The 6,465-nt window shown below is 41.4% G+C and carries 6 protein-coding genes; 2 read left to right on the forward strand and 4 right to left on the reverse strand.

Annotated elements, in window-relative coordinates:
* Positions 1 to 171: 171 nt before the first annotated feature.
* The 4 genes from ACO4XG_RS09740 to ACO4XG_RS09755 all read right to left on the reverse strand — a co-directional run bounded on the left by ACO4XG_RS09740 (position 172) and on the right by ACO4XG_RS09755 (position 5,293).
* Positions 172 to 1,629 carry a hypothetical protein gene (locus tag ACO4XG_RS09740; protein ID WP_308507780.1) on the reverse strand — a complete coding sequence of 486 codons (1,458 nt, stop codon included), beginning with the start codon at positions 1,627 to 1,629 and terminating at the stop codon, positions 172 to 174.
* Positions 1,630 to 1,882: 253 nt separating this feature from the next.
* A complete protein-coding gene (locus ACO4XG_RS09745; protein ID WP_308507781.1) occupies positions 1,883 to 2,725 on the reverse strand; it encodes a UbiA prenyltransferase family protein in 843 nt (280 codons plus the stop codon).
* 300 nt (positions 2,726 to 3,025) lie between these two features.
* Positions 3,026 to 3,595, reverse strand: coding sequence for an HAD-IB family phosphatase (locus ACO4XG_RS09750; RefSeq protein WP_308507782.1), 570 nt, complete (start codon positions 3,593 to 3,595; stop codon positions 3,026 to 3,028).
* A gap of 507 nt (positions 3,596 to 4,102) precedes the next feature.
* Positions 4,103 to 5,293: an IS256 family transposase gene (locus ACO4XG_RS09755; protein WP_485129697.1), complete on the reverse strand. Its 1,191-nt coding sequence runs from the start codon at positions 5,291 to 5,293 to the stop codon at positions 4,103 to 4,105.
* Between the two features lie 75 nt (positions 5,294 to 5,368).
* On the opposite strand from ACO4XG_RS09755, the gene ACO4XG_RS09760 reads away from it, so the two are divergent.
* Both ACO4XG_RS09760 and ACO4XG_RS09765 read left to right on the forward strand, forming a co-directional pair.
* Positions 5,369 to 5,860: an IS3 family transposase gene (locus tag ACO4XG_RS09760; RefSeq protein WP_485129698.1), complete on the forward strand. Its 492-nt coding sequence runs from the start codon at positions 5,369 to 5,371 to the stop codon at positions 5,858 to 5,860.
* A 180-nt stretch (positions 5,861 to 6,040) separates the two neighbouring features.
* Positions 6,041 to 6,319, forward strand: coding sequence for an integrase core domain-containing protein (locus ACO4XG_RS09765; protein WP_485129699.1), 279 nt, complete (start codon positions 6,041 to 6,043; stop codon positions 6,317 to 6,319).
* The last annotated feature ends 146 nt before the right edge of the window (positions 6,320 to 6,465 follow it).

Raw genomic sequence — 6,465 nt, forward strand, 5'->3', positions numbered from 1 at the left:
GGTATCCTGTGTCTTCATGTCTGTTTTAATCAGTCGCTTCCGGCGCAGTCATAACTTTTTCATTTCTCTTAAACCATAAACCTTCACCCAAAAAATCCCGAAAATGCTTAGATTCATGCATTTTCGGGAAATACCGACTCCTTACAACTACCCACGCTAATTCACCCGGAATTAGCGTGCAAAATACTTACAGAATATACTATTCAGCGCGTCTCCCCTAAAGTTAGTTCCCTTTTCTCCCATCATGAGTTCCTCTTCCGAGAGTGTATCAGCGTATACCGGAAGATTGGAGCGAAAACGCTCTATCGTATTTTGTATTGTACGATTAATCTCGTGCACCGAAGTAACGGCTCCAATGCTCAAAAGCACGGTAAGGGCAATAACAGTAATCGTGTCTTTCTTTTGTCTAGATTCATATATAGTTTTTACAACCAACAAAAAAATGACTACCTGAGCAGGTATACAGGCCCTCATGCAATAGTCGCCACCATATCCAATGTCAATAAGCGGGCAAGTGCAGAGATATATAAACGCAATGTAGAGCAACGGATTCTTCTTTTGATACTTGTATATAGCAAGCACATAAACCCCCACTTCAAGCAGAAGGAATAAAACAACATTAAAGAAAAACCCGACGTTCTGCGTGCTAGCAACAGGAATAAAAACAACGTGCTGTCCACTAGAATTCGCCTTGAAATATAAATAGGTGAGAATACCGGACACCCCACCCCCCAAGAGATTCTCTATTGAAAACATATCAACAAATGAGGTTTTTATATTATTCTGGTTCCTCACATTACGAAGCAACACAAATACAACAAACGGCAGCAATCCGATAAACGGTAACGGACAAAAAATTAAACTAATTCCCAAAAGGAATACGATATATTTATTTTTTTCCTGAGAAAGGATGAGAACCGTGAGAATCCATCCCGGTATTGCCTGGTTAAATACCCAAAAAAGCTGTGTTGTAAAACTAGAAAACTGCATTCCTGCCCACCAACCGAGGTGTTCACCCGAAAACAATGAAATCTCTTTCCCGGTAAGTATTGCTGTCCCCAGTACATCAAGTCCGCTAAAGAATATTAAAATCAAAAGTGGTAGGAGAGAAATCCTTCTTAGAAAACAGCATATGAGCCAAAAGAACAACCAAAGTCCAATGCATGCCCAAAATATCTGAAAAACATATCCCGCAGTGAGTCCAAACAGTTTTCCAACAATAGCAGCAGGCATCCAAAAGCCGATATAATAGACAAACAGTAAAGGAGTGTCTCTGCCATTTAATGGAAATGTCTTGATTATAGGCCATTCATTATTCACAAGCAGCTCAAATATCGAGTTGCGAAAAATGTGGTCCCAATTCTGATAGACAAACTTTCCGACCCCCGAAAGATATACCCAAAGAAGTATGATGATTCCTGCAAAAATTAGCGTTTCAATGTCCTTTTTTGTAACATTCGGTGCCTTCTCCACAAACGATTCGTCCATTAAAAAGCGGTATGCCATTATCACAACGATAGCAGCTGCCGGTATTGAAATGAATGGTTTTATCCATCCAAGAATAAATATCAGGATAGGAAGCGTCATATAAACAACCAAGAGTTTGTGAATCATTTTAGCCAATTTCATTTATTTACCTCAAGCATCAAAACAGAACTGTACATCCCCAAGCAATATGTTCTATAGTTTCATCTCCGAATCGTAATGCACAAGGCTAAAAGCCTCTATATTCCAATGCATTATTCCTCGCACCAAAATAAGTCTTTACGATAAAATCAGATGCACCTCCTACTGTTTATTTGCATTATTATTGCGATAAGCTCCAAGTCTACTATACACTCAAACAGCTCCATCGATGATTCGTATTAATTTTTCTGACAATTTAGAAGTAAAGGATGAATCCCAAATAGGCTACAAAGATTGCCACAAGTAAAATGAGAGTTTTATCGTGAGTGATGACTTCGATTGGATCTCCGTCAGAGTTTCCCTCTATATCTAAACTGTATTTCATAAGAATAATCATCATGATTGGAACAGACCAAAGAAAAAGAGGGTTATCACGTTCAACTGCCCAAAGTGCGTAAAAAACAATAGACAGAGCTACGCATACATACATATTCTTATCGAGAAAGCTATATGTGTAATATTTCAATACCGGACGTGTCTCTCCTTCATCGCCCTGCTTCTGTATCTCATTACGACGCTTGCCGAGCCCCATATAAAATGCTCCTGTCCATATCGTAAGATAGAGCCACCCTGAAATCGGTATGTTGGTCAGAGCGGCCCCGAATATAACACGGATAATGAAACCGGAAGCCAAAATAACAACATCAATAAGCGGTCTGTTTTTAAGACCTAAACTGTATAGAATATTCAGCGCGAAATACAGCAGCAGCAAGAGAACGCTCATCAAACTTCCAACATAAAGAGAAAGAGCTATCGATAGAATCAAGCAGAACATACCAATTGTCTTGGCCCGGAAGATACTTACCGCACCGCTGGCAATGGGTCTCTTTTTTTTCGTTGGGTGAAGTCGATCTTTCGGCGCATCCTGAATGTCATTGAATATGTAAACAGCTGAGGATATGAGGCAGAAAGCCACAAATCCAATCAGCGCATTTGCTGCTTTTGAGGTGAAAATAGTTCTATTGAAAAATAGCGGAGTAAACACCAATGCATTCTTAAAATAATGCTTGGCTCGCAATAGTTTCAGGTATTTTTTCACTTTTGAGACACCCCCTCAAAGATAGATTAGTTTTAAGCACTCACAAGCCAATCACTATATTTATCCGCACCCTGAATCCTAATCCGTTCAACTCTCCCATTCGATAACTCTGTTAATTTATACAGGCAAGAAACAACAACTTCTTTTCTACAACTGTGTAGTTCTTCCACATGTCAGAAAGGTCTAAAACAGTCCATTGATGTTCTCGTTAATCTTCACAATTATCAATCTATTGACTCGCAATCTATTCAGATTCCTCGCCTCGAAAGTCGTAAGCAAAAGTGCCTCAACTTTTCAAATTCAAGTTCCGTCCGCAGGCCATTCCCCACACCGACCACCTGATATAAAGAAGGCTTGATTTGCTATTTTTGCCATAGGAGAATCCGACAAAGAATCAGAATAAAACGCAGTGGGTATCGCGTTCGGAAAGCTATGCTGAAATCTCTTAACCTTCTCTTCTCCGTGACAATTCTCACTCAAAAACTTTCCTGTGGTAGAATCAACCTCGGTTGCAATTAGGTTTTTTATTCCCAAACGAGCGCAGATCTCAGAAATCAAAAATCTCGGGGAGGCCGTTATTACTACATCGGTCTCGTACCTCTGTTCTAAATACCAGTCCATAATACGGCTCTCGTGTTGATCCCAAAAATCTTGTACACAGCACTCTACATCTGCAATCTGTGCCAGAAAGCGAAAGTACATCTCCTTCAACTTTTTCTTTGAAACCTTCCCCATCTTATAGAGAATACAATAGATTCCAAATCTGGGTAACCCCAAGCAAATCCCGGGATAACGTTTTACACAGAAGACAAAGAAATCTATTGAACTATCGCCTCGATAAATCGTCCCATCGAAATCATATACATTCATTATTAATCCGCCACACAGTCTTTTCGTGTATCTAATGCAAAACAGCATCACCAATCATTTTTATTTTTCATTTTACCATATACCAAGTAACTCTTCCAGAGCCACTCGTAAATATCCTTCACTCAAGCATCTCCTGTAACCATCTCCGTAACTATTAACTTTCAGCCTAACACTTGTAAGGCCTCTCCTCTACAGTATTCGCAGCCTTAACGTCTTTGTCTTTGTCTTTGTCTTTTTCATAGTATTTATCCATGGCTACCATCTGTCATCATCCACTCTCTACTTTCTTAAACCTTCTGTCTTACCCCTTATACTGAGAAAAGAAATCCTTCCTCATCTTTTCAATGACTGTTTTTTCACACGTAAGAAAAGCCCAAACTCACCTCTGTAGTGGTACAGTGAATTTGTAACACCTCTGCCTGATAGATTATAATGTCAGCAGAGGAGAAAATACGGTACCGTCAAGATTTATGCGCAAATTAGTTTGCATCCTCTGATTAAATGAAGTCAGCCTGCAACGGAGGTGTTTTCTTCATTCACCTCTAGGTGCTTCATATTCATATATTTCTTATTTCCCCACTGGATTCCCGCAACATAACGAAGCCGGGCACAAACCAGCATTAACGCTGAGTTTCCATCCGGAAATGTGCCTACAACACGGGTTCTACGCCGAATCTCGCGATTCAGACGCTCAATCGTATTATTTGTGCGTATCTTCATCCAATGCTCACTGGGAAAATCGTAGTAGGTCAAAGTCTCGTCAATGCTCTCTGAGACCTTCTTGGCGGCTTCTTTTAGTTTCACCCCCTGGAGTTCAGCGACTATGGCTGTGGCCTTTTCTCGAGCAGCCTTTTTACTCTCTTGTGCATGAATTGCTTTCAACATCTTTGCCACAAGCCTTACCTTAGATCTCGGGACAGCTGAGAAAATGTTGCGATAAAAATGGACTGTACAACGCTGATACTTGGCCCCCGGAAACACTTCACCTACAGCTTCCAGCATTCCAAGGCACTTGTCTCCGACAATGAGTTTTACGCCAGTTAAATCTCTTTCGCGCAGCCACTGAAAAAAGTTGACCCAGCTGGATTTGTCCTCCTTCTTTCCCTCAGTAGCACCAATGACTTCACGAAAACCATCTTGATTGACTGCAATTGCAACTAGAATTGCCACATTTTCGTATTCACCGCCCCAGTTGCGACGAAGATAGATTCCATCGACGTAGACGTATGGGTATTCTTTCCCTGTCAAAGGTCGGCTTCTCCATACTTCGATGCGAGCATAGGCTTTCTCATTCAGCTCGCTGATTGTTCCCGGAGAGACTTTAGTTCCCCAGAGTGCCTCTGTGATATCCTCAACTCGACGGACAGACACACCTGCCAGATACATCTCGATAAGAGCCTCTTCAACACTACTTTCACGACGGTGATAGCGTTCAATGATAGCAGTCTCATAAGGAATTCCCTTTAAACGCGGCATGTGTAGCGTAACATCGCCGGAAGTCGTTGTAAGCTTTCGATCATAGTGTCCGCTTCGATAACCCTGGCGCGCTTCATTACGCTCATAACGAGCCACTTGTGTAAGCGTTTCGGCTTCTTTTTCCAGGAGCTCATTCAAAGTCTCCTCGACACTACCACGGACCAGTTCTTTCAGCTGCCCCTTGATAACTTCCTCGTTGAACTGTACAATCTTATCAGACATGGTTTGTAGTCACCTTTCTGAGTGTTGTCTCGCAACTTCATTCTACCAGAGGACTGCAAACCATGTCTTTTTTATATGATTTTCAATTTGCGCAACTTATCATACCTTATCGGTAATTTACACACAAATATAGACTTGACCGAGTTCGGATTGAGATGGCTTTTTAAAACGCTACACATTCATCCGAACGCTTATTACAACTACCTCAGAAATGCGAAAGCGGGTTATCTCGTTCAAAAATCTCATTGTTGTCAGCAGATTCAAGCACTTTACCATGACTCTCATGGTGTCATGGGGCACCGTAAAATGAAGGCGTTTCTGCAAAGAGAAGGAATCTCATTGAGCAAAACAACAGTCCACAAGTACATGAATCGTGAACTGCAACTATACTCAATTTGTCGTCGAAAGAGATTCGCATACCATCGGGGATTAGCTCATAAAATTTTCCCGAATCTATTAAAGCGGAATTTTTCTCCTGAGCAGCCGAATCGTGTGTGGTGTACCGACTTCACATATATGACACTGACAAATGGAACCATGCGCTATCATTGTTCCATGATTGATTGATACGACAGAAGTGTTGTTGCCAGTGAAAACAGCTCTTTTATCACGAGTTCCCTAGCCGTGCGTACGCTTGAAACAGCGTTGTCGAGTGCAAAGACCATCCCACAAAATCTGATTTTGCACTCGGATTAAGGAAGTCAGTTTACTTCCGCAGAGTTTGTACAACATTGCCGGAAGCTCGGGATTTTTCAAAGCATGAGCCGTGCGGGCTGTCCGTATGACAATGCGCCGATGGAGCGCTATTACAATACCTTAAAGACCGAACTGATTTATCAGTATCGTTTTGAAACTGCAGCAGAACTGGATTATGCCGTTTCAGAGTTTGCTTACGATTGGTACAATCAGATACGCCCACACACGTATAACGGATATCTGACTCCATTTGAAAAGAGAGCAGAGTATACCATTAAGCAGTGGTGTTACAAAAAGCGTTGGCCACTACACTCCAACTTTACAGCCTAGTATTGTCGTATTCAAACACACGTTTTACACTTGTACACACTCTTGCCTTCGTCGTTATAATAAAATCGCTGCTAAGAGAATATCTCTGAACTGATATGTACCCAGAATTCTGGACACATTGACTATCGTTAGGCACCACAACTGGA

Source organism: Stomatobaculum sp. (genome assembly GCF_057248925.1).

Excerpts from the sequence above, each read along its gene's own strand:
- ACO4XG_RS09740 (WP_308507780.1), bottom strand. The coding sequence starts at position 1,629 with ATGAAATTGGCTAAAATGATTCACAAACTCTTGGTTGTTTATATGACG.
- ACO4XG_RS09750 (WP_308507782.1), bottom strand. The coding sequence starts at position 3,595 with ATGAATGTATATGATTTCGATGGGACGATTTATCGAGGCGATAGTTCA.
- ACO4XG_RS09755 (WP_485129697.1), bottom strand. The coding sequence starts at position 5,293 with ATGTCTGATAAGATTGTACAGTTCAACGAGGAAGTTATCAAGGGGCAG.
- ACO4XG_RS09760 (WP_485129698.1), top strand. The coding sequence starts at position 5,369 with ATGATTTTCAATTTGCGCAACTTATCATACCTTATCGGTAATTTACAC.